The sequence below is a fragment of the Halpernia humi genome, assembly GCF_900108025.1.
GTDB lineage: Bacteria > Bacteroidota > Bacteroidia > Flavobacteriales > Weeksellaceae > Halpernia > Halpernia humi.
In genome coordinates, this window is record NZ_FNUS01000001.1 from 253,608 (window position 1) to 275,575 (window position 21,968).

A 21,968-nucleotide genomic window follows, 5' to 3' on the forward strand; every position below is an offset into this window, starting at 1 on the left:
TCTAAAAGCCCAGCGCTTTTAATTTTAACTGAATAGCAAAATTTTCATTAAAAACAGAAGTTTGATAATAGCCAATCCGGTAAAAAAGCCCCAAATTAAACTGTGTGGCGAAGAAATTATTCCATTCTAAACCAACTTCTTGGTAGAGATGATCTAATGGTTTAAAATTGAATTGATGGTATTCCGGATTGTTCATATTGCCAATCGTGCCTCTGTAAACAACATCAAAACTAGAAATATTTTTGCCAAAACTTTTAAAATACCAAGGAATTCTATGTGTAAAATAGTAGCCTAGAAATTTATTGCTATAATATTTGCCACCTTCCATCGTAGCAAAACCGAGATAAGAGGTTAAATTAAAATGAGAAAAAAGACCGGTAATTTCTTTTGGGCCAAGGCCGTTCATTTGAAATTGATGCCAAATTGGTGCGTCGCTAGAAGACATGCCACCGAATAATCGCACGCCAGTCACGCCTAAATTTGATTTAAAAGTATCAATAAAAAGTGCATCAAAGCGGCTATATTGCAGATCGCCACCAAAAGTTTTGAAACTTTGCTCATAATTTAGATAGAGTTCTGGGTAATTTTGCTCATAAGTATATTTTCCAGAAGGCGTCATTATATTTTTAGAGTTGGTTGAAAATTTTAGCGTAATCATAGTGCTGAAATTATCGAATTTATTACCTAAATTTCTAAAACTATAAGGAAATTTTGCTTCTTCTTTGTCTTTTTTTGCAGAGACATTTAAGGTGATTCCGTTGCTAATATCGTTTTCATAAGCAACTTTGAAGCCTTCGAAATGGTAGTAATTGTCGTTATGAAGGTTCACACCAGCATTCATGAGTTTCATTTTAAAATTCCATTGGTTTTCGTTAAATTTTCCTGCATTTTGCACATCATTGTGATATTCTGCGCGGAAAAAGGAATTTTTTTTAAGTGTGGTTTTGATATCAACGCCGAGACCGTACTTCCAAGTTTGGTCTTTAAAACCAAATGCTGCGTAGCCATCGGGCGAAATATAAGGGTTAAATTTTTCATTTAATTTCACGCCTAAACCTAGTCGTAAACCTTCATATTGGTTGTAGCCAATCACTTTTGCCGCGTCTATATCAATTTTTCCAAGGCGCAATTTGCCTTTCAACAAATTTGTGAAAACTCCTACTTTTTGGTCGATATTATATTTTTTACCAACGCTATCAATTTTTACATAAGTTTCTTTTTCTCTTTTTGTGAGGGGTTCCGTTCGGTATTTTGAAAGAGAAGTTCCATCTGCTTTTTCAACCGCCATGGTGTAACCGGTAAATTCTTTTGCTTTTACTTCTATGGGCGTTTTAAAATCGAAATAATCTGAATTCACATAGATGTAATTTCCAAATTTTTTCTCTTTTTTATCACTTTCATTTTTCTCGCTATTTTCTTTAAACGCAATATTTCCGGCTTTTAATTTTAGACTTTCTTTTTTTAAAAACCATTTGTTATCAAAGGGAATCCAAGTAGATGTTATGCTGCCATCGCTTTTTATTTTGCTGTTGCTCTCTATTTTTTTTAGTGCATAAGAAGCTTTGTCCACGTAGAGATAGCCGTTGTATTTTCGCTTCATTTTGGCTTCTTTAAAATTGATTTGCCGAAAGCGGATTACGTAGTTTTCACGTCCGTCAATTTCTATAGAATCTGTAAGAAAAAAACGGTATAAATCTCTGTTTTCTTTTCTAATTTCTTTGGGAATTTTTAGTCTATTCGATCGCAAAGTCATCAATTCGTAAATGGGATCGTTTAGTCCTGAAACCCGATTATCCAAAACATTGATTTTTTCGCCATATTTTTGGGAGTAAAGATGTTCTTGCACGCGCTCCCACAGGAAAAATTTACTATCTTTTATTAAATTTACAAACTGACTATTATCCAAAGAATCTTTCTTTTTCTTTTTTGATAAATTATTTTCAGGCAAATTTTTTAAAGAGTCGGATCTTTTAGTGACGAAATTTCTATATGTGGAAAGGCTGTCTTTGTCTATATCTAAAGAGATTTTGTCGTAAGAACGGTAACTGTAAGAATCTAAACTTTCCGGCGAATTTTGCTTGTATCTTGCATTCACTTCATCTAAAATTTTCAAAGCCCGCGGGTCACTTTTATCTGTTAAAACCACAGCTTCGATATCCTTTACATTGGCATCTACTTTCGTTAAAAGCAAGTCCATTTTTTTATCTACAAGCACTTCATTGTCATAAAATCCAACGGCTGAAACATTTACTTTTTTACATTTTGAATTAAAATTAATAATTCCATTTGTATTTGTAAACCCTAAAATTTTATTATTACAAGAGACTTTTGCATTTGATATAGGCGCTCTATCGCTTGCGCTTAAAACTTCTAATTGAGATTGTGAGAAACCGAGGCTAAATAAAAATAGGAAAAGAACTATAGAGAAATTTTTCATAAAATATTTTAAACAAATTTATACTAATAATTGATATTTCGTTAGTATTTCAACAAAAGAAAAAAGGGTAACAATTATTGCACCCTTCTTTATTTTTATTTTATTTCAATTTTTAAATATTTAATGCTTTTTGATAAGCATTTTCTAAACCTGCCAGATTTTTCCCGCCAGCTGTCGCAAAACCCGGATTTCCGCCGCCGCCACCTTGTATTTCTTTGGCTAAGTCTTTAATGATATTTCCCGCTTGAAATTTTCCCTCTAAATCTGCAGAAACGCCAACGGTAATCATCGGCTTTTCGTTTGCATCAGATAAAATTATGGTGATAGAATTTGGAATTTCTTTCTTCAATTGAAACACTAAATCTTTTACAGAACCTGCATCCAGCGAAGTTTTTTTCACTAAAAGCATTTTTCCGTCTTTTTCAACAAAACTATTTTTCCAGTCAGAAACTTCGTTATTTGCTTTTTCTTTATTTAGAGAATCAATTTCTGATTTCAAATGTGAGTTTTCTTCCAGTAATTTTTCAACCGATTTTTTTAAATCCTTCGATTTTAAAAGTTCCGATAATTCTTTAATTTCCTGTTCTAAATTTTTGAAATATTCCGCACTTTTATCACCAGAAATCGCTTCAATTCTTCTGATTCCCGCCGCTGCAGAAGTTTCCTGCTGAATTTTAAAATGACCGATTTCGCCGGTAAAATCTACGTGCGTTCCGCCACAAAGTTCTTTAGACGAACCGAACTGAATCATTCTCACATTATCGCCATATTTTTCGCCGAAAAGCGCCATCGCGCCTTTTTCCATCGCTTCAGAAATAGGAATATTTCTAAATTCTTGCAAAGCGATATTTTCTTTAATTTTTTGGTTGACTTTATTTTCTACCAAAGCCAGATCTTCTTCGCTGATTTTCCCAAAATGTGAGAAGTCAAAACGTAAATAATTTGGACCTACAAATGAACCTTTTTGTTCCACGTGTGTTCCTAAAACATCGCGCAAGGCTTCATGCAAAAGATGTGTCGCAGAATGATTGGCTTCAGAATTTTGTCTGTCCTCATTATTTATTTTGGCTAAAAATTTTCCATTTGGATTTTTTGGTAAATTTTTAATTAAAGAAATATTAAGATTGCTTTCTTTTTTTGTTTCGAGAATTTCAATGTTTTCATCGTCATTTGATAGAAAACCTTTATCGCCAATTTGTCCGCCACCTTCTGCGTAAAAAGGCGTTTTTTGTAAAACTATTTGATAAAATTCACCGTCTTTATTTTCAATTTTTCTAAATCTATTGATGGAAGTTTCCGTTTCATTTTCATCATAACCAACAAATTCTTGTGGCGTTTCATTTAAAATTTCCCAGTCGTAAACTTTTTGTGCGGAAGATTTTTTAGAACGTGTTTTTTGTTTTAGCATTTCTTCGTCAAATGCTTTTTCATCGATGCTTAAACCTTTTTCTTCGGCGATAATTCTGGACAAATCTGCGGGAAAACCGAAAGTATCATACAATTCAAAAACCTGATTTCCTGGTAGAATTTTTTCGTTTTTATTTAAAGTTTCCGTGATAATAAAATCCAAACGAACTAAACCTGTTTCAATGGTTTTTAAGAAAGAATTTTCTTCTTCTTTAATCACTTCTGTGATTAATTTTTCCTGTTTAATTAATTCAGGAAAAAAGTCGCCCATTTCATTTTTTAAAACGGCAACCAATTCAAAAAGAAAGGCTTCTTTCATATTTAAAAAACGGTAAGAATAGGAAATCGCACGTCTTAAAATTCGACGAATTACGTAACCTGCACCTGTATTTGAAGGCAATTGTCCATCTGCAATGGCAAAAGAAACCGCACGAATATGATCTACCAAAACGCGGATCGCGATGTCTTTTTCATTTTCTAAAATTCCTGTGTATTTTACTCCCGAAATTGCTTCCACTTTTGCAATTAAAGGCGTGAAAACATCGGTGTCATAATTGGAAGATTTTCCCTGTAAAGCCATACAAAGACGCTCAAAACCCATTCCTGTATCAACATGTTTGTTGGGTAATTTTTCTAAACTTCCGTCGGCTTTTCGGTTAAATTCCATGAAAACCAAGTTCCAGACTTCTACCACTTGCGGATGATCGTTATTAACCAGATCCAAGCCTGAAATTTTTGCTTTTTCTTCGGCTGTTCTTAAATCAATGTGTATTTCCGAACAAGGTCCGCAAGGTCCGGATTCTCCCATTTCCCAGAAATTATCTTTTTTATTTCCGTTGATAATTCGGTCTTCGGAAATGTGTTTTTTCCAGTAATCAAAGGCTTCGTTGTCTCTTTCTAAATTTTCTTTTTTATCGCCTTTAAAAATCGTTACATAAAGATTTTCTTTTGGAATTTTATAAACTTCGGTTAATAATTCCCAAGCAAAATCAATGGCTTCTTTTTTAAAATAGTCGCCGAAAGACCAGTTTCCAAGCATTTCGAACATCGTGTGGTGATACGTGTCGCGACCAACATCATCCAAATCATTGTGTTTCCCGGAAACACGCAAACATTTTTGAGTATCTGCAATTCTGGGCGAACTTGGCGTTTTGTAGCCTAAAAAATAATCTTTAAACTGCGTCATTCCAGAATTGGAAAACATCAAAGTAGGATCATCTTTTAAAACAATCGGCGCGGAAGGCACAATTTGGTGCTGTTTGCTTTTAAAATAATCTAAAAATTGCTGGCGAATTTCTTGTGAAGTCATTTGGTTGTCTGTTGTTGGTTGACAGTTGTTAGTTTTTGGCTATCATTTTTCGTTTGCAAATTTAAGAAAATTTTGAGTGTAAAAAGTCGGGAATTTTAGCAATTTGAGGGAATAATCCTTGTCAAGGTTTTAAACCTTGACAAGGTTAAATTTGTCTTTTTATCAAACTTAAAATGGAAATATTTAGTAAAATTAAATAGCCGAAAATGATATAGAAATATTGTTTTAATAAGTAAGATAAATTTAACTAATTTTTGTCATTCCGTAGGAATCTAGGCGTTTAGATTCCTACGGAATGACAAACACTATTTTGACCACATTCCCGAAAATTAAAGTTAATGAAATGTTTTTTATTTTTATTAAATCTCTGTGAAAATTGCGAAACTTTGCAGCCCGACTTGAGTGGAAATCCTTTTTGCTAGCGCAAAATTTTTTTTATAAAACCTATTTCGAAGCAAAAAGATTGATTCTATTTATATTGTTTTATTTGAATCATCGAAACTCGTTCCTCGTTTTGGGAACGGAAGGCGGAAATGCTGCCCGAAAAAAAATCCGCAAAATAACTTTACGGATTTATGAAATATAAATTTAAAATAAATTACCAATCTCTCTTTTTTAAAATAAAATAAGAACCTCCAATAAAAATTACACACCAAACCAAACAAGCCACCAAACTTTCTGTTGGGTATTGAAAATGATATTGCAAACCAATTTGTTGCGCCAATTTTGTTCTGGTAAAAGGCGCTTCTATTAATTTTGACATACTATTTAAGGGCAAGAAATCTGAAATAAAGGTGTGATTTGTCACCTCCAGCATTGCTTCTTTTCCTTTTAAACCACGCATCACGAAAAAACTTTCTGCGCCTTTTGCAATACCTTCTAAAAACCAAACTACAAAAAATGAGAGGAAAACAAAGATGGATTTTCTAAGTAAAATTGAGAGAAACATTAAGAATGAAAAGAAGGTAAAAAGTTTTAGAAAATAATTCCCGATAAAAAATACTTCTTTAAAAACGGCGGCTGCATCTTGGTTTTCAGAATAAGTTTTGCCTAAATAAAGCGTAATTAAAAAAACCAAAAACGTTGAAATAAGTGAAAAAAGAATAATGGTAGAAAGTTTCGAAATGATGAATTCTTTTCTGCTAAAACCATCGATTAGGTTTTGTTTAAACATTCTGTTTGAAAATTCCTGACAAATGGAAAATATAATGATGCAACCCAAAAATATTTTAAGTAAACCTACAATCCAAGTTGTGAAATTCCAGATTTCTGGGAAATTGTAAATGCCTTGTTCTTTTAAATTAATTTCTTTTCCAAATAAATTAAAATCTACCAAACCAATGAAAAGCAATACGCCTAAAATTAAAAAATATAATACTGTAAATACTTTGAAAGGGGCGTAATTATAATTTTTCAGCCATTCTATCTTTAATAATCTGTTCATATTATTTTTTTACAAGTTCTAAAAATTGGGTTTCAAGGCTTTCTTTTTTCTTAATCAAATGCGAAAGGTAAATGTCTTTTTTGACTAATAATTGGTTCAATTCTTTCGCGGAAATCTCTTCTGAAATCTGCGCAATTATTAAATGATCTTTTACTTTTATGGAAGAAAATAAATTTAATTCTGATAAATTTTTAATTAAATTTTCTGGGTTTTCTGCGTTTAGTTCGAAGAAACCTTTGCTGTTTGTCATGGCTTCTACGCTTCCAGAATATAATGCAGCACCATCTTTTAAGACAATTACGTGACTACAAATTTTTTCAATTTCGTCTAAAAGATGACTGGCGATAATGATGGTTGTGCCGGTTTTTGCAATTTCTGCAATAATTTCTCGAATTTGGATAATTCCTTCAGGATCGAGACCATTCGTGGGTTCATCAAGAATTAAAACTTGTGGCGAATTTAGCATTGCTGAAGCGATTGCAAGGCGTTGTTTCATTCCTAAAGAATAAGTTTTGAACGCATCTTTTTTTCTTTCTAATAAACCAACAACCTCTAAAACTTCATCAATTCTGGAAGTGGGAACATTTTTAATTTCAGCAACAATTTCTAAATTTTTTTCTGCACTTAAATAAGGATAAAAATTTGGTTGCTCGATAATTGCGCCTATTTTTTTCAGCGTTTGCGTAGAAGTTCCTTTTTCGCCAAACCAAAACCAATCGCCGCTCGTTGCATTTATTGTGGAAAGCAACATACCAAAAGTGGTAGATTTTCCGCTGCCATTTGGACCGAGAAGTCCATAAACATTGCCTTTTTCTACGTCAAAAGAAATGTTATTTACGACAACACGTTTGAATTTTTTAGTGAGATTTTTTACCGAAAGTATTTTCTCCATAAATATTGCTTTATTATTTAGTTGAAATTTATTCTATTTTGTTACAAAGTCATGATGTGCAGAAATTATTCATTTTTTAATTAAAAATTCTTAAATTTAGAACAATAAATTCAATAAAATTATTAAAATGAATAGTTTTTGGGAACTTGAAACTTTTTATCGAAAAAGAGACTTCATTATTATTGGCGCAGGTTTCAGCGGACTTTGGACAGCGATTTCTTTAAAAGAAAAATTTCCAGAAAAGTCGATTTTAGTTATTGAAAGAAATTCTGTCCCAATCGGCGCTTCCACAAGAAATGCAGGTTTTGCTTGCTTCGGTAGTTTAACTGAAATTCTTTCAGATGCCGATAAAATGGGTTGGCAAAAAACTTTGGATTTGGTAAAAATGCGCTTTGAAGGATTACAAAAAATTCAAAAATATTTTAAACCAGAAGATATTGATTTTGAAAGGGTTGGAGGCTACGAAATTTTGAATAACGCTGAACCTTTAGAAAGATTAGTTGAAGTAAATGAGAAATTAAAATCCATCACTGGTTTAGAAAAAACCTTCTTTTTATGCCAAGAAAAAACGGTAGAATTTGGTTTAAAAAATACAACGTTTTTAGTTGAAAATCCTTGTGAAGGTTCTTTGCATCCCGGAAAATTAGTGCATAAACTTTTGCATAAATGTCAAAATTTAGGAATAGAATTTCTTTTTGGAACATCAGTTTTAGAAATTTTTGAAAATGAAAAAGAAGTAAAAATCAATACTAAAAATTTTCAAATAAAAGCAGAAAAATTAGTAATTGCTACCAATGCTTTTGCAAAAGATTTAATTAAAAATTTAGATTTAACGCCAGTTCGCGGTCAAATTTTACTTACTAAACCTATTAAAGATTTGAAACTTAAAGGCACTTATCATTATGATGAAGGGTATATTTATTTTCGAAATGTGGGAAATATAGTTCTTTTGGGTGGCGCAAGAAATTTAGATTTTAAAACGGAAGAAACTACAGAATTTGAAATCACAGAATTTTTACAAAATTATTTAGAAAAATTTTTAGCAGAAGTGATTTTGCACAAGCAAAGTTTTGAAATTTCAAGCCGATGGACTGGAATTATGGCGGTTGGAAAAGAAAAATCACCGATTGTAAAACAAATATCAAATCGGCAATTTTGCGCTGTAAGACTTTCGGGAATGGGCGTTGCATTGGCACCAAAACTGGGCGAACAAATTGCGGAAATGATTTAAACAGAAATTATCGGCTTTTTTACTCTTTAAAAATTTTTAATTTTAGCTTTACAAGGCATAAAATTTTTATGACTTTTGTGGTTTTATTATGCCTTTAAAAAAGTATTTTTGCAATTGCTATGATAAACAACGACCAAATAAAAGACCTGCAAACCCGCATTGAAGACCTTTATAAATTCCTTCAAATAGAAAAAAAGAAAATCGAAATTGCCAATGATGACGAAAAAACTGTGGCGCCAGATTTTTGGGACAATCCGAAGGAAGCGGAAGTTTTTTTAAGAATTCTACGATCCAAAAAAAAATGGGTAGAAGATTATGAAAGCATTTTCACTGATTTTGAAGACCTTCAAGTTTTAGTAGAATTTGCCAAAGAAGACGCCGATTCTGAAAAAGAATTAGATAAAAATTACCCTAAATTATTAGAAAAAATTGAAAATTTAGAGTTTAAAAATATGCTTTCCAACGAAGGCGATGAATTGTCTGCTGTTTTGCAAATTACAGCCGGAGCGGGCGGAACAGAATCTTGCGATTGGGCGCAAATGCTCATGCGGATGTACACGATGTGGGCCGAAAAACAAGGGTATAAATTGCGCGAACTCAATTTTCAGGAAGGCGATGTCGCAGGCGTAAAAACCGTAACCATCGAGATTGACGGCGAATTTGCCTTCGGATATTTGAAAGGTGAAAACGGCGTGCACAGATTGGTGAGAATTTCGCCGTTCGATAGCAACGCAAAACGCCACACAAGTTTTGTATCTGTTTACGTTTATCCGCTCGTGGACGATTCCATAGAAATCAACATCAATTCCGCAGATATTTCCTTTGAAACCATGCGAAGTTCCGGCGCCGGTGGGCAAAATGTGAACAAAGTAGAAACCGCCGTTCGACTTCGCCACGCGCCGACGGGAATTATTATTGAAAACTCTGAAAGCCGCTCCCAACTTCAAAATAAAGAAAAGGCGATGCAATTGCTAAAATCGCGTTTGTACGAAATGGAACTTGCAGAAAAACTAAAAGCACGCAACGAAATTGAAGCCAATAAAATGAAAATAGAGTGGGGCAGCCAAATTAGAAATTATGTGATGCAGCCCTACAAATTGGTAAAAGACGTTCGGTCTGGCTACGAAACATCCGACGTAGATGGCGTTATGAACGGCGAAATAACCCCTTTTTTAAAAGCCTATCTTATGGCAGACGGAACCGCAGTTTCGGATGAAGAAGATGTTTTTTAGGAGCAAGAAAGTAATTTTTATTTTCGAAAATTGGTCCCGCTTTCCACTATATCCCGCCAAGGCGGGGATGCCGTTCCAATCGGGGCTAAAAAGACGGGTAGTTCTTCTTTTCAAAGTCTCATTTTTCTCACACTTCTTTTTTCGCTATTAAGAACTCGATTTAGGCGAATTCATTTTTTTTAATTTGTCAAACATTAGTTTTTGAAATAATACCATTGTTAAAAAATTCATAATAATTTTTCAATCGTTTTTAAAAAAGCTATTTTTGTTGCATAACAAACTTTAATGATACACTTTGATAGCTGGAAGGATTTAATGAATCCTGAAATTTATATACAATACGGCGGTTTTTGGCTCGTTTTATTTATTATTTTCGCTGAAACAGGTTTGTTTGTTGGCTTTTTTCTTCCTGGCGATAGTCTGCTTTTTGTCTCTGGAATTTTCGCAAAAGATATAATTGCAGAAACATTTGGTAGTACAAATTCAGATTTTTTAGACACTACTATTTTGGCAACTTGCGTTTCTTTGGCCGCTATTATTGGTAATGAAGTCGGCTATTATTTTGGTTACAAAACTGGGCCGATTTTGTATGAAAAGAAAGACACTTTTCTGTTTAAGAAAAAATACCTTTTCAAAGCCCACGATTTTTTTGAAGAACACGGCAGATTGGCTGTTATTATGGCGAGATTTCTACCAATCGTAAGAACTTTTACACCCATAGTTGCAGGCATTGTGAAAATGGATAAAAAGAAATTTTTCTTTGATAATGTAATTGGTGCGTTTTTGTGGTCTTTTATGCTCATTTTTGCAGGTCATTATTTGAATGAACTTTTTCGCCAACAATTTGGTATTGAACTAAAAACGCATTTAGAAATTATCATTCTAATTATTGTGCTCATTACTACTTTACCGATTATCATTAAGTTTTTTATCACCAAAAAGGAGATTTAAATAGTCTTTAAATTCAAATAAAAAAACTTTGTTAAAGTTTTATAGCGCTATAAAACTTTAACAAAGTTAAAAATGAGAGAATTTCAAACGATTATAAACGAAATCTTATCGCACCGAAACCTTTCCGCTACTACTTTCTTTAATACTTTGTACTTGTAAATTTCCCGATTTTGTAACGTAAATGTCTCCGCTAGAACTTGTAGAAGCGTTTAATTTATCAGAAACTTTAATGTAAATATCGCCCGAACTAGAAGTGGCCAAATCTGCCGTTTTAGTAGAAAAATCTTTGCCATAAAAATTGCCTGAAGATGAAACTTCTATAGTAGAATTGGTTGCAGAGCCCGTTACTGTAGCATCTCCCGAAGATGAAACATCGCCATTAAAATTAACGGCCCATATTTTCCCAGAAAAGTTGCCGCTACTAGAAACTTGAAGTGTGAAATCATTGGCTTCTAAATCACCTTTTATATTTCCCGAACTCGATGCCGCAACTTCTACTTTGTCTTGTGTAAATTTGTCTTTTACAATAATATTTCCGCTAGAACTGGCAATTAATTTACTGAAATCCTTTGCATAAATAGTCGCTTTTACGGAAGAAGCATTTCGAATATTAAGATTTGGCTTAAAATGAATATTGATTTGATTGCCATTTTTTTCAACCAAAACTTCATTAAGTAAATCAGAAGGCGCAGAAACAACAACTTTTTCTACATCAGATTTCAAAACTTCAGCGTGAATACCGCTCGAAACTTTTATACCATCAAAATCCAAATTAAAGGTTTTATTTTGAATTTCTCCCGTCCCAGATATCGTTTTAGACTTAGAAAATAAGTCGCTTATGTCGGCATCTTTGTCATTTATTTTAATACTACACGAGCAAGTGAGCAGTAACGAAGTGGAAAGTAAAATTAAAGTAGTTTTCATAATAATTTTTTTTAGTGAATAAATTTAAGGAAAAATAGTATATTTAGACCTCTTAAATTATAACAACTTAACAATGAAAAATATTACATCAGTAGTTTTACTTTCATCTTTAGGACTTGGCATTTCCTGTTCTACAATGAAACCGACTGCTTCTACACCTATGAAAGATTCCACAATAATAGCGGATGCAACAATGATGAGCAACCCATTCTACAAAAAAAGTACGCTGCAATACCAAGCGCCAGAATTTGATAAAATAAAAGATTCAGATTTTAAACCTGCTTTTGATTATGGTTTGAAAGTGAACGAAGCAGAAATAGATGCCATTGCCAACAACAAAGCTGCACCCACTTTCGAAAATACAGTGATAGCCTTAGAGAATAGCGGAAAAGTTTTAGGTCGTGCTACTATTGTTTTTTATAATCTCACAAGTTCCAATACCAACCCAACATTGCAAAAAATAGAAGCCGAATATGCGCCTATTTTCGCAGCACATAGCGATAAAATTTATTTGAATTCTGCCATTTTTAACAGACTGAAAGCCATTAAAACTGATGGTTTAAGCCCAGAAGATAAACGTTTATTAGAAGTGTATAAAGAGCGTTTTGAACTCGCTGGCGCCAATCTTACAGATGCCCAAAAAGTAGAAATGAAAAAAATAAATGCCGAATTGGCTACACTTTCTACCATATTTTCTAGTAAATTATTAAAAGCCCGAGAAAAAGGAGCAGTTCTCATTTCTGATGTTAAAGAATTAGACGGGCTTTCTGCCGATCAATTGGCTGCAGCAAAAAAAGACGCAACTGATGCCGGACACGATGGGCTATACCAATTAACCCTGCTAAATACCACTCAGCAACCTTTGCTTCAAGATTTAAAAGTAAGAGCCACACGCGAAAAATTATTTAACGCCTCCGTAACCAGAGCGCAAAAAGGTGATGAAAATGATACGCGCGCCACTCTAGAAAGAATTGCTTTATTACGAATGAAAAAAGCACATTTGATGGGCAAAAAATCTTACGCAGAACTGAATCTTTTAGATCAAATGGCTAAAAAACCAGAAAATGCTTTAAATCTTTTATCTCAATTAGCAACGCCCGCTGTGGCACAAGCAAAAGTAGAAGCAGCAGATATTCAAGCACTTATTGATTCTCAAAATGGTGGTTTTAAACTACAACCTTGGGATTGGAATTTTTATGCAGAACAAGTACGAAAAGCAAAATATGATTTAGATGAAAGTGAAATAAAACCCTATTTTGAAGTTAATACCGTTTTAGAAAAAGGTGTTTTCTTTGCAGCAAAACAGTTTTATGGCATTACTTTTAAAGAAAGACCAGATTTACCAGTTTACCAACCATACGTAAAAGCCTACGAAGTTTTCGACAAAGACGGCAAATCTATCGCTATTTACTATTTAGATTTCTTCACCAGAAGCAACAAAAGTGGTGGCGCATGGATGCTCAATTTTGTAAACCAATCTTATATGGAAGGTACAAAACCTGTGATTGTGAACGTTTTTAATTTCCAAAAACCTGCGCCTGGGAAACCATCTCTAATTTCTTTTGATGATGTTACCACGATGTTCCACGAGTTTGGCCACAGTTTGCACGGTATGTTTGCCAGTCAAAAATATGCCACACTTTCTGGAACTGCTGTTCCGCGCGATTTTGTAGAATTCCCTTCGCAAATCAATGAGTTTTTTGCTTTAGAACCCTCAGTTTTAAAAAATTATGCCTTGCAATATCAAACCAAAGAGCCGATTCCGCAGGCTTTAGTAGATAAAATTAAAAAAGCCTCGAAATTCAACGAAGGCTATTCTACTACAGAATTGGTTTCCGCGGCTACTTTGGATATGGCGTGGCATTCCGTAACCGATGAATCGCAGTTTAAACCTGCATTAGAATTTGAAAAAGAGGTTCTAAATAAATACGGTTTCACATTAGCAGCCGTGCCGCCAAGGTACCACACGCCTTACTTTGCACACATTTGGGGCGGAGGTTACGCTGCAGGCTATTACGCTTATATGTGGAGTGATTTGCTGAAATCCGACGCTTGGGATTACATCACCAAACATGGCGGAATGACGCGCGAAAATGGCGATAGATTTAGAAAATATATCCTTTCTGTTGGTAATTCTAAAGATTTGAATGATGCTTACAAAGAATTCGCCGGAAGAAATCCGAGCATTGCGCCTTTGCTTAAAGACAAAGGATTTACGAAATAAAAAAATTGAAAATAATTTTAAAACCATCCATTTTTATGGGTGGTTTTTTTCATTAATTATGGCGGACAATTCTGGCTGTTCGCTACAATCTTTTTCTGCTTTCCAGAAAAAATAGCTGCAAAAAAGGAGTTCCACTGCGTTCCCACTCTTTTTTGCAGTATTTTTTATCTGGCCTTCAGAAAAAGGATTTCCGCTTCCACCCAGGCCGCAACTTCCGCTTGAAAATTTAATTTCAGAATCTGAAAGAGGAAGATTTTTAAATGAAAAATAAAAAAAAATCTCTAAAAATCTGTGAAATTCGTGAGCAAATAAGCAGAATTATTATTTGTGCAATAGTAAATTAAATTTATTTTAAAACATTATTCAGTACTTTTGGAAATGAGCAAATTCCAATTTCACCTTTATCTTTTAGCAAAAATTCCCATTTCTTTTTTGGCAGGCGTAAGATTAAAAACTTTATCAGACGCAGAATGTGCAACGCATGTGAAATTAGGATGGTTCAATCAAAATCCTTTCAAATCAATGTTTTGGGCAGTGCAAGGCATGGCGGCAGAATTTTCTACAGGAATTATGTGCGCAGATAAAATTAGAAAATCTGGACTAAAAATCTCAATGTTAGTCACCGAGCAATCCGCAGAATTTACTAAAAAAGCAAAAGGAAAAATTATATTTACCTGCAAGCAAGGGCAAGAAATAGATGCCGCGATAAAATCTGCCATTGAAACTAGCGAAGGTGTTGAAATTAAATTATACTCAGAAGGCAAAAACCAATCTGGCGAAACCGTTTCAAAATTTCAATTTAAATGGAGTTTTAAAGTCAAAAATTGAAACAAATTTCATTTTTTTCTTTTCTCGAATTTTTAAGCAAAAAGACAAATTTATTTATGCAGCAATAAAGAAACCCATTCTTCGCGCTGTATCTTTTTGTCTAAAATTAAATTTTGCTCTTTGCAAACTTCCAAAATATCATCTACATCAAAAAAGCACAAACCAGAAAGCAATAATTGACCATTTTCATTCAAATTTTCAACATAAACAGGAATGTCAGAAATCAAAATATTGCGGTTAATATTGGCTAAAATTATATCAAATTTTTTCTTACCTAAATTTTCGGCCGTTCCTAATTCTACGGTAAATTCTACATTATTTCTCGCCGCATTTTCACTAGAATTTTCTACCGACCATTCGTCAATATCAATCGCTAAAGTGTCGCCAGCGCCTTTCATTTTTGCGAAAATTGCTAAAACTGATGTTCCACAACCCATATCCAAAACCGATTTTCCGACAAAATCCATTTCAAGCATTTGCTGAATCATCAAGTAAGTTGTAGCGTGATGTCCCGTTCCAAAAGACATTTTTGGCTGGATGATAATTTCGGTCGGCAAATTTTGCGGCTCATGAAATTCCGCTCTGATGGAAACTTTATCTTCAATATTTATGGGTGAAAAGTTTTTTTCCCATTCTTCGTTCCAGTTGATATTGGGCATTTCTTGCGAAGTGTAAGAGATTTCTATGTCGGGATTATTTAATAAATCTAAATTTTTTAATTCTTTTTCGTTAAATAAATCTTTCTGAACGTAAGCCAAAATGCCATCATGTTCTTCAGTAAAACTATCGAAACCAATTTCAATGAGTTCTGCCATCAAAATATCGCTCCAAGGTTGAAGAGGTTTAATTTTAAAAGAAAATTCGAGATAGTTTTGCATTGTAAATATTTTTGCAAAAATAAGGTTTTTGAGTGTAGGTTTAGAAATATTAAAAATTTTACCATTAAGGACTATTAAAGCATTATTAGAATCAAGTTTTATGTCTTGAAAATTAGACGAAAATGAATTGTTAGGAAAATAGAATTTGAACAAAATTTTAGAAATACAATTATCAAAAATTGCAATTGATTTCCGTATTTTCGCAAAACTGAATTTTATTTAAAATTCTACCAAAATAAATTTTTCTACTCAATGATTTCTACTCAATTCTCCGAAATTTCTACAACAGATAAAAACGGCTTTACATATAAAACTTTCGAAAACGACCCCAATAAAGTTAGAGTTTTCACGCTGAAAAATGGCTTACAAGTTTTTTTAGCCCAAAATTTTGATGCCCCAAAAATCCAAACTTACATTGCTGTAAAAACAGGAAGCAATAACGACCCAAAAGACAACACAGGTTTGTCGCATTATTTAGAACACATGCTTTTTAAAGGCACTTCAAAATTGGGTACGTTAAATTGGACTGAAGAAAAAAAATATTTAGAAGAAATTTCAGAGTTATATGAAGCGCATAAAGCTGAAAAAGATCCGCTAAAAAAGAAGGGAATCTATAAAAAAATTGATGAAGTTTCGCAAAAAGCCAGCGAATTTGCAATTGCAAATGAATATGACAAAGCCATTTCTTCACTTGGCGCAACGGGAACAAATGCCCACACTTGGCTAGATGAAACGGTTTATAAAAATAATATCCCAAATAACGAACTCGAAAAATGGCTACAAATTGAAAAAGAACGTTTTTCTGAACTTACGTTAAGGCTTTTTCATACAGAATTAGAATCTGTTTACGAAGAATTTAATCGCGCCCAAGATAACGACGGCAGAATTACTAATTATGCTTTAATGGAATTGCTTTTTCCCACGCATCCAAACGGTCAACAAACCACTTTGGGGAAAGCAGAACATTTGAAAAACCCTTCTATGAAAAGGATTCATCAATATTTCGATGATTTTTATGTACCGAATAATTATGCAATGGTTTTGGTTGGTGATCTTCAATTCGAGAAAACAATCCAATTGGTTGATCAATATTTTGGAACTTTAAAAGGAAAAGATTTACCGCAAAAAGAAATTATTACCGAAAAACCTTTAACCAAAATCTCTAAAAAAATTGTAAAAACACCAACTGTTGCGCGTGTGCAAATTGCTTGGCGAACAGAAAGTTACGGTTCTCGAGAATCTCAACTTGCTGATATTTGCGCCAATATTTTGAGTAACAGCGGAGAAGCAGGATTGTTAGATCTAAACATCAACCAAGCGCAAAAGGCGATGTATTCGCAGGCTTATTCCACAGCTTTTAAAAATTACGGCTATTTTTCTGCAATAATCGTCCCAAAAGAAGAGCAAACTTTGGATGATGGAATTGCATTGATTTTAGAACAAATAGATTTAATTAAAAAAGGAAAATTTGCCGATTGGCTTTTAGAAGCGATTTTTAATGATTTTAAATTACAACGCCTCAAAGCTCTCGAAACCGCCGATGGTTTGGCAAGTAATCTTTATGACACTTACATCAAAGGTAGAACTTGGCAACAAGAATTAGAAGAAATGCAGGAATATGAAACAATTACAAAAGATGAAATTGTAACATTTGCGAACCATTTTTTTAAAGATAATTATGTAGTTGTTTATAAAGAAAAAGGTGAAAATGAAGATTTGCTTCGGGTTGAAAATCCGGGAATTACGCCAATAAAAATAAATCGTGATGCGAAATCTGATTTTTTAATTCAAATTTTAGAACAAAAATCTCTACCAATAAAACCCGTTTTTGTTGATTTTAAAAAAGAAATTGAAACTACAGTTCTTCGTGAAAAGAAAATTAGTTTTGTGAAAAATAATGAAAATGATTTAGCAGAATTGCATTATATTTTTCCTTTTGGTAGCGACCACGACAAAGAATTAGGCTTGGCGACGCAAGTTTTGCAGTATTTAGGAACCGAAAGATTTTCTGCAGATGAACTCAATCAAGAGTTTTATAAATTGGGGATTTCTAATAATTTTAAAACAACGCAAAATGAATTGCGGATTTCCCTGAAAGGTTTAGAAGAAAATATATCTAAAGGAATGGCACTTTTACACCATTGGATGAGCGCCGTGAAACCCGACCAAAACTTCTATCTAAACTTTGTAAATACAATTTTAGAAAGCAGAGAAGTCGCGAAAAAAGATAAAAATAGAATCATGTCTTCGCTAGTAAATTATGCGAAATTTGGAAAAAATTCTCGAAGTAGAGATGTAATTTCGGAAACGCGATTGAAAAATATTGAAGTAATAGAATTAACCAAAAAGATTAAAAAATTATTTAGTTTTCCTTATCAAATTTTTTTTTACGGGCAAGATTTTTATCAATTTAAAAGTTATGCAGAAGCTTTCATAAAGCCAGAACTTTTTGAAATTCCTGAGCCAAAATTGTTTCCGGAGCCAGAAACTTCGGGGAAAGTTTTTTTCACTTCTTACGATATGGTGCAATTAGAAATGAGCAAAATAGCAAAAGGAAATCCCGTAAATATTAAGAATTTTGGCAAAATAAATGTGTTTAATGAATATTTTGGCAGCGGCTTATCGTCTATAATTTTTCAAGAATTAAGGGAAAGTAAAAGTTTGGCGTATTCTGCGTATGTTTCTTATGCTGCAAATGCAGAACTTCAGCATCCAGATTATATTTCTGCGTACATCGGAACGCAACCCGATAAACTTGAAACCGCCGTAAATGCGATGGATGAATTGATGGCAGATTTACCGCAAGTAGATTTTCAATTTATTAACTCTAAAAATTCTGCGCTGAAAAAAATTGAAGCAGGCAGAATTACACGATCAAATATTTTTTTTAATGCTTTAAAATTAGAAAAATTGGGTGAAGATTACGATTTGCGAAGAGATGTTTACACCGAAATTGAAAAATTAACTTTAGAAGAGTTAAGCAAATTTTACAATGAAAATATAAAGTCAATGCCTTTTAATACTGCAATTATAGGCCAAAAAGAAAACCTAGATATGAAGGCTGTGCAGAAACTTGGAGAATTTCAAGAACTTTCTTTGGAAGAGATTTTTGGGTATTAGTTTTTTTTTGCTTTAATGTTTTTTTAGGTTATTGATAAATTGATGTTTTGTTATTTTCTAAATAAAATATTAATATAAGTATCAATTATTGATTATATTTGTCTCAAAAAATGATACTTAAAAATATAATATAATGATAGCAGAAATAGAAAATTACATAGAAATTCAAAATAACATTGATCAAATTTTGAAAAATTCCCCCCTTAAATTGTCTTTTATTATTGAAAAATCGGGTATAAAGAAACCAACTTTTTTTAAAAAATTAAAGGAAAAAAGATTTACGCCAGAAGAGCTTTTAATTATTGCAAAATTTGTAGAACCAAAAATTTGGCAAAACGAAACCAAAGAAGAAATTTTGGAATCTTTGAAACGATCTGAAGATGATATAAAAAATGGGCGAATAATTTCTTATGAGGATTTTAAAAAAGAACGAGAAATGAGGATGAAAAAATATAAAAATGAAGCATAATTCTTTAATTTATGAAGACACCCCAAAAATTGTATTTGTTTTAAAAATCCTCCAAAACTTTCAAGATCCAGAAGAAAATTACAAATTATTAACGGAGAATAAGTAGAAAGTAAAAAGTCTTTCTGTTAAAAATATTTTATTACAATTAGTTACTAAAATACAACTGCGTTAAAAACATTTAGATTATTTTTGCCCAAAAAGTATTTCAAATGAAAGTTAAGTTTTCTTTTTTATTTTTTCTTGTTTCTTATTTTGCACTTTCACAAGTTGGAAGCCTAAACATCAATGTTTTTGATCAGTTTTCTAAAAAGGAATTAGCCGCCACAGCAAAAATTTCTAAAATTGATAGTGTTTATTCTGGCAATGGCACAATTTCAATTCAGAATTTACCTTCCGGAAACTACACTTTGGAAATAAATGCGCAAGGTTATGAAACTGGAATTTTATCGGAAATAAATGTGGTTCCCAACCAAAATTTAACGTTTAGTATTGGTTTAAATGCGATTGCGGCAAAAAATATTGACGAGGTCATAATCAGCAAAAAAGTCTATAAAACTACGGCAGAAAGTCCACTTTCATTAAGAAATATTACCAGCGAAGAAATACAAAAAAATGCGGGATCTAATCGTGATGTTTCAAAAGCGATTCTCAGTTTTCCCGGTGTTGGGAGCACGGCGAGTTTCCGGAATGATTTGTTTATTCGCGGTGGTGCATCGTCTGAAAACCGCTTTTACATAGACGATATTGAAGTTCCTGTTATCAATCATTTTCAAACGCAAGGCGCTTCTGGCGGACCTCGTGGTATAATTACGGTCGATTTTCTTAAAGATGTCGATTTTTATAGTGGCGCTTTTCCGTCTGATGTAAGTAACGCTTTGTCTTCAGTTTTTGAATTTCATCTAAAGCAAGCCAGAAAAGATAAAATCGGTTACAAAGCCGTTTTGGGTTTAGATGATATGCAACTTATGGCGGATGGACCACTATCAAAAGACCAAAGTTGGAGCGGATTATTTAGCGTAAGAAAATCGAATCTACAGATTTTATTTAAAGCGATTGGTTTGCCTTTTTTACCTTCTTATTACGATTCTCAATTTAAAATTTCAAAAAAATACAAGAGTGGAGACGAACTTTATTTCATTGGTTTAGGCGCAATTGATCAGTTTAAATTTAATGATAAACCAAAAGAAACTTTATCAAACCTCACTATTTTAGACCGTATTCCAAAAGCGCCACAATGGAATTATACCGTTGGCGCAGGTTACAGACATTTGGTTGAAAATGGAACGTGGCTCTTCACTTTAAGCCGAAATATGCTGAATAATGAAGCGACAAAATATTACAGAAATATAGAAATTCCTGAAAATAAATTAATTGATTATACCTCGCAAGAAATAGAAAATAGAGTGAAAATCGATCGCAATTTTAGAATCGGAAACGCGAAAATCAGTGCGGGAATTAATGGGAATTTTGCCAAATATTACAACAAATCTTTTATAAAATCAGTCACGCAAATTCAGGCGGCAACGGATGATTATTTAAGTGAATTTAACGTAGCACAATTTGGCTTTTACCTGCAAGGTTCTGAAAAGTTTTTTAATGAAAATCTTACCGTTTCAGCGGGCGTTAGATTAGACGGAAGTTCGTATTCTTCGCTAACGGACAATCCTTTTAAACAAATTTCGCCGAGAATTTCCTTACATTATCAATTAAGTCCAAAATTTGCCTTAAATTTTAACAGCGGTATTTATTACCAATTGCCCACTTACACGGCTTTGGGTTACAAGCAAAACGGCGAATTTATCAATAAACCGTTTTTAAAATATATTTCAAATGCCCATTTGGTGGGCGGAGTAGAGTATAATGCTGAAAATAACTTAAGATTTACAGCCGAAGCATATTACAAAAAATATAAAAATTATCCGTTTTCTTTGCGAAATCAGATTAGTCTCGCAAATGTGGGTGGAGATTTTGGCGTTGTAGGGCCAGAACCTTTAGATTCCAGAGGAAAAGGTGAAACTTATGGGTTTGAATTATTGGCTCAAAAACGCACATTAAATAACTATTACGGTATCGCAGCCTACACTTTTGGCTACTCAAAATTTAGTAACGCCAATGGCGATTTACTACCTTCTAGTTGGGATGCGCGGCATATTTTGAGCATCACAGGCGGAAAATATTTTGGTAGAAATTGGAATTTAAGTGCGCGTTTTCGTCTGCAATCTGGATTGCCAGAAACGCCGTATAATTTGCAAGAAAGCCAATTGGTTTCGGTGTGGAATATTTCTAATGCGCCGGTGCAAAACTTTTACGAAATTAATTCTTTACGTGGAAATTTGGTTCATCAATTAGATGTTCGAGCAGAAAAGAAATGGATTTTCAAAAAATGGCAAATAACGGCTTATTTGGATGTTGTGAATATTTATGGTTCACAAAATCCGAGCGATTTGCCAGTGGTAAATTTAGCGCGAGATAGCAATGGAAATGGGATAATTCTAAATCCTAATGCGCCACAAGATCAGCAGATTTATGAACTTCAAACCGGTCAACAAGACCGATTGACGCCGCTTCCTTATTTTGGGTTAATCTTTGAATTTTAAAATTTTAATGATTTGGGCGCCAATT

The 21,968-nt window shown here is 33.2% G+C and carries 14 protein-coding genes; 8 read left to right on the top strand and 6 right to left on the bottom strand.

The genetic code is table 11. The features are described from left to right. Position 1: 1 nt before the first annotated feature. The 4 genes from C4S29_RS01255 to C4S29_RS01270 all read right to left on the bottom strand — a co-directional run bounded on the left by C4S29_RS01255 (position 2) and on the right by C4S29_RS01270 (position 7,489). Complete coding sequence (locus tag C4S29_RS01255; RefSeq protein WP_103912308.1) at positions 2-2,437, bottom strand: DUF5686 family protein; 2,436 nt, start codon at positions 2,435-2,437, stop codon at positions 2-4. Between the two features lie 112 nt (positions 2,438-2,549). Next, positions 2,550-5,153, bottom strand: a complete 2,604-nt coding sequence (gene alaS / locus C4S29_RS01260) for an alanine--tRNA ligase (RefSeq protein ID WP_103912309.1) — start codon at positions 5,151-5,153, stop codon at positions 2,550-2,552. Between the two features lie 598 nt (positions 5,154-5,751). Next, on the bottom strand, positions 5,752-6,597 hold the full coding sequence (locus tag C4S29_RS01265; protein ID WP_103912310.1) for an ABC transporter permease subunit: 846 nt from the start codon (positions 6,595-6,597) through the stop codon (positions 5,752-5,754). 1 nt (position 6,598) lies between these two features. Continuing rightward, a complete protein-coding gene (locus C4S29_RS01270; protein ID WP_103912311.1) occupies positions 6,599-7,489 on the bottom strand; it encodes an ABC transporter ATP-binding protein in 891 nt (296 codons plus the stop codon). 127 nt (positions 7,490-7,616) lie between these two features. Here C4S29_RS01270 and C4S29_RS01275 point away from each other — a divergent pair, with 127 nt between their 5' ends. From C4S29_RS01275 to C4S29_RS01285, 3 genes are all read left to right on the top strand, one after another. Next, positions 7,617-8,720, top strand: a complete 1,104-nt coding sequence (locus C4S29_RS01275; RefSeq protein ID WP_103912312.1) for an NAD(P)/FAD-dependent oxidoreductase — start codon at positions 7,617-7,619, stop codon at positions 8,718-8,720. 119 nt (positions 8,721-8,839) lie between these two features. Next, entirely contained in the window at positions 8,840-9,952 is a 1,113-nt protein-coding gene (prfB, locus tag C4S29_RS01280; protein WP_103912313.1) for a peptide chain release factor 2, read from the top strand. Positions 9,953-10,237: 285 nt separating this feature from the next. Further along, the gene (locus C4S29_RS01285; protein WP_103912314.1) at positions 10,238-10,903 is read left to right on the top strand and encodes a DedA family protein; all 666 of its coding nucleotides are present in this window, start codon (positions 10,238-10,240) and stop codon (positions 10,901-10,903) included. A gap of 105 nt (positions 10,904-11,008) precedes the next feature. Here C4S29_RS01285 and C4S29_RS01290 read toward each other — a convergent pair whose 3' ends face one another. Next, positions 11,009-11,827, bottom strand: a complete 819-nt coding sequence (locus tag C4S29_RS01290; RefSeq protein WP_103912315.1) for a head GIN domain-containing protein — start codon at positions 11,825-11,827, stop codon at positions 11,009-11,011. 73 nt (positions 11,828-11,900) lie between these two features. On the opposite strand from C4S29_RS01290, the gene C4S29_RS01295 reads away from it, so the two are divergent. Further along, entirely contained in the window at positions 11,901-14,051 is a 2,151-nt protein-coding gene (locus C4S29_RS01295) for a M3 family metallopeptidase (protein WP_103912316.1), read from the top strand. Between the two features lie 378 nt (positions 14,052-14,429). Beyond that, complete coding sequence (locus tag C4S29_RS01300) at positions 14,430-14,879, top strand: DUF4442 domain-containing protein (protein ID WP_233740458.1); 450 nt, start codon at positions 14,430-14,432, stop codon at positions 14,877-14,879. A 50-nt stretch (positions 14,880-14,929) separates the two neighbouring features. Here the strand turns inward: C4S29_RS01300 and prmA are convergent, their stop codons facing one another. Further along, positions 14,930-15,757, bottom strand: a complete 828-nt coding sequence (gene prmA, locus C4S29_RS01305; protein ID WP_103913010.1) for a 50S ribosomal protein L11 methyltransferase — start codon at positions 15,755-15,757, stop codon at positions 14,930-14,932. Positions 15,758-16,009: 252 nt separating this feature from the next. Between prmA and C4S29_RS01310 the strand changes: the two genes are divergently transcribed. From C4S29_RS01310 to C4S29_RS01320, 3 genes are all read left to right on the top strand, one after another. Further along, positions 16,010-18,877: a M16 family metallopeptidase gene (locus tag C4S29_RS01310; RefSeq protein WP_103912318.1), complete on the top strand. Its 2,868-nt coding sequence runs from the start codon at positions 16,010-16,012 to the stop codon at positions 18,875-18,877. A gap of 133 nt (positions 18,878-19,010) precedes the next feature. Continuing rightward, entirely contained in the window at positions 19,011-19,346 is a 336-nt protein-coding gene (locus C4S29_RS01315) for a hypothetical protein (RefSeq protein ID WP_103912319.1), read from the top strand. 209 nt (positions 19,347-19,555) lie between these two features. After that, positions 19,556-21,943 carry a TonB-dependent receptor gene (locus tag C4S29_RS01320; protein ID WP_103912320.1) on the top strand — a complete coding sequence of 796 codons (2,388 nt, stop codon included), beginning with the start codon at positions 19,556-19,558 and terminating at the stop codon, positions 21,941-21,943. The last annotated feature ends 25 nt before the right edge of the window (positions 21,944-21,968 follow it).

Coding starts and splice junctions, on each gene's coding strand:
- C4S29_RS01255 (WP_103912308.1), bottom strand. CDS start 2,437: ATGAAAAATTTCTCTATAGTTCTTTTCCTATTTTTATTTAGCCTCGGT.
- alaS (WP_103912309.1), bottom strand. CDS start 5,153: ATGACTTCACAAGAAATTCGCCAGCAATTTTTAGATTATTTTAAAAGC.
- C4S29_RS01265 (WP_103912310.1), bottom strand. CDS start 6,597: ATGAACAGATTATTAAAGATAGAATGGCTGAAAAATTATAATTACGCC.
- C4S29_RS01270 (WP_103912311.1), bottom strand. CDS start 7,489: ATGGAGAAAATACTTTCGGTAAAAAATCTCACTAAAAAATTCAAACGT.
- C4S29_RS01275 (WP_103912312.1), top strand. CDS start 7,617: ATGAATAGTTTTTGGGAACTTGAAACTTTTTATCGAAAAAGAGACTTC.
- prfB (WP_103912313.1), top strand. CDS start 8,840: ATGATAAACAACGACCAAATAAAAGACCTGCAAACCCGCATTGAAGAC.
- C4S29_RS01285 (WP_103912314.1), top strand. CDS start 10,238: ATGATACACTTTGATAGCTGGAAGGATTTAATGAATCCTGAAATTTAT.
- C4S29_RS01290 (WP_103912315.1), bottom strand. CDS start 11,827: ATGAAAACTACTTTAATTTTACTTTCCACTTCGTTACTGCTCACTTGC.
- C4S29_RS01295 (WP_103912316.1), top strand. CDS start 11,901: ATGAAAAATATTACATCAGTAGTTTTACTTTCATCTTTAGGACTTGGC.
- C4S29_RS01300 (WP_233740458.1), top strand. CDS start 14,430: ATGAGCAAATTCCAATTTCACCTTTATCTTTTAGCAAAAATTCCCATT.
- prmA (WP_103913010.1), bottom strand. CDS start 15,757: ATGCAAAACTATCTCGAATTTTCTTTTAAAATTAAACCTCTTCAACCT.
- C4S29_RS01310 (WP_103912318.1), top strand. CDS start 16,010: ATGATTTCTACTCAATTCTCCGAAATTTCTACAACAGATAAAAACGGC.
- C4S29_RS01315 (WP_103912319.1), top strand. CDS start 19,011: ATGATAGCAGAAATAGAAAATTACATAGAAATTCAAAATAACATTGAT.
- C4S29_RS01320 (WP_103912320.1), top strand. CDS start 19,556: ATGAAAGTTAAGTTTTCTTTTTTATTTTTTCTTGTTTCTTATTTTGCA.